Origin of the sequence: Streptomyces sp. NPDC056160, from assembly GCF_042268205.1 — a bacterium.
In the GTDB taxonomy this organism is placed as follows: Bacteria; Actinomycetota; Actinomycetes; order Streptomycetales; family Streptomycetaceae; genus Streptomyces.
The window spans coordinates 1-2082 of the sequence record NZ_JBHJUW010000316.1 but is presented as its reverse complement, the minus strand read 5'-3'; the positions used below and the strand labels follow the sequence as shown (position 1 = coordinate 2082).

The following is a 2082-nucleotide window of genomic DNA, read 5'->3' as shown; positions in this document are numbered from 1 at the left end:
TGCGGGTGCTGAGCGAGGGTGGGTGTGGTGTGCCGTCGTTGATGGAGGCGTTGGAGACCAGGCGGGCTGAGGTGCTGGGGCAGGCCGAGCGGCTACGTGAGCAGATCGCTGGTCTGTCCGAGGAGTTGTCGCGAGCTGAGGAGCGGCTGGCGCGGTTGCAGATCGCGCGCGAGACGGTGGAGGAGGTGCTGGCCGCGCCGTCTTCGCCGGTGCCGGACACGGACGCCGCGGATGGGGGTGACGGCGGGGTCGCTGTGGCGCTGGTGAAGGCCGAGGCAGAGCTGGACGTGACGGTGATGTCGCCGGAGTACCGGGAGATCATCGCCCTGTTCGCGACCTCGGGGGCGTCGATGCGCTGCAAAGAGGTCTGCCAGCACCTTGGTCTGAGGCTGGAGCCGCGGCATGTCGAGGGGATGCGCTCGAAGCTGAAGCGGCTGGTGGAGCGCGGGATCCTGGCCGAGCCGTCGTCCGGGCTGTTCAAGGTCGACGGCAGGAAGCAGGGGTGGTGAGCACGGTGGGGCCGGCCGGCGGTGTGCTCGAGGAGTGTGAGGATGCCTTCGCCGCCTCGGCGGGCATGTTCGCTGCGGCGTGCGCGGAGCTGGCGGCCCCGAAGGCGGCGGCGATGACGCACGCGCAGCTGGAGGATTTGCTGGGGGCGCGGATGCGTGAGGTCACCCGGCAGTTGTTCCAGGACCACCTGACCCTGCGGTCCGGCAACGAGGTGCGCCGGCAGGAGGTCGTGGACGCCGCCGGTGTCGAGCGCTCGAGGATCGAGCGGGGCCGGCGCCGGACGCTGGCCACGGTCTTCGGCAAGGTCACTGTGACCCGGATCGCTTACCGGGGCACCAGGGTGGCGGACCTGCACCCGGCCGACGCGGTGCTGAACCTTCCGGACGGAATGCACTCGCACGGGCTGGCCAGGCTCGCCGCGATCGAGTCCGCCCGCGGCAGTTTCGCCGACGCCTGCGAGCGGATCAACGCCCACACCGGCTCCGGCATCGGACACCGGCAGGTCCAGGAACTCGCCATCGGCGCCGCGGCGGACATCGACGCGTTCTATGACGCCCTCGTTCCCGCTCCCTGCACCGACACCACGCCACTGATCTTGTCGGTCGACGGCAAGGGCGTGGTCATAAGACCCGAAGCTCTGCGCGAGGACACCGCGAAGGCCGCGGCGGCCAAGGGCGGCAACGCGATGAAGACCCGGCTGGCGTCCGGAGAGAAACACGGCAGGAAACGGACGGCCACCCTGGGAGCCGTCTACGATGCCGAACCCGCACCGCGCACGGTCGACGACATCATCACCGACCCCGACCAGCAGGACGACGCCGTCCATGGCGCAAAACCCGAGCGTCGCCAGGGACCCAAGGCCAGATCGAAGTGGCTGTGCGGCTCGGTGAACGACACCGCCGCGCAGGTCGTGGCCGCTGTGTTCAACCAGGCAGGGCACCGCGACCCCGGCCACCGCCGCCCGTGGGTCGTCCTGGTCGACGGGGCCCGCCACCAGATCGACCTCATCAAGACCGAAGCACAGCAGCGCGGCGTGGATGTCCACATCATTGTCGATCTGATCCACGTGCTCGAATATCTGTGGCGAGCGGCATGGTGCCTGCACGAGGGCGGCGATGCCTCCGCCGAGGCATGGGTCGCCCGTCACGCCCGCGTCCTGCTGGGCGGCGGTGTGCGGCAGACCACCGCCGCACTCGAGGCAGCCGCCCACGCCGTCGGACTGCGCGGCACCTCGCGCAAGGGCATCGACGAGGCCGTGAACTACCTGACCAGCAAGGCCGAGTACCTGCGCTACGACACCGCCCTGGAACGCGGCTGGCCGATCGCCACCGAGATCATCGAGGGAGCATGCCGGCACCTGGTCAAAGACCGCCTGGACATCACTGGCGCCCGCTGGGGCCTGTCCGGTGCCGAAGCCGTACTCAAGCTGCGTGCCGTCCGCGCCAACGGCGACTTCGACGCCTACTGGACCTGGCACCAGCAGCAGGAGTTCACCCGCAACCACCAGGCACGCTACCGCGGCCAGCTCATATTCCCTGACTGATCGACAGCACCCTCAATAGATCTGCACCC

Annotated in this window: 2 protein-coding genes; both read left to right on the top strand. The window is 69.6% G+C overall.

Annotated features, from left to right (window positions below):
- On the top strand, window positions 1-509 hold a 509-nt coding region (locus ACFC02_RS42370; RefSeq protein ID WP_376368336.1), incomplete at its 5' end, for a hypothetical protein.
- A gap of 65 nt (window positions 510-574) precedes the next feature.
- Window positions 575-2053: an ISKra4 family transposase gene (locus tag ACFC02_RS42365; protein ID WP_376368338.1), complete on the top strand. Its 1479-nt coding sequence runs from the start codon at window positions 575-577 to the stop codon at window positions 2051-2053.
- Window positions 2054-2082 lie beyond the last annotated feature (29 nt).

Bases quoted from the DNA above. Each gene is read 5' to 3' on its own strand.
- ACFC02_RS42365 (WP_376368338.1), top strand. From the start codon at position 575: ATGTTCGCTGCGGCGTGCGCGGAGCTGGCGGCCCCGAAGGCGGCGGCG.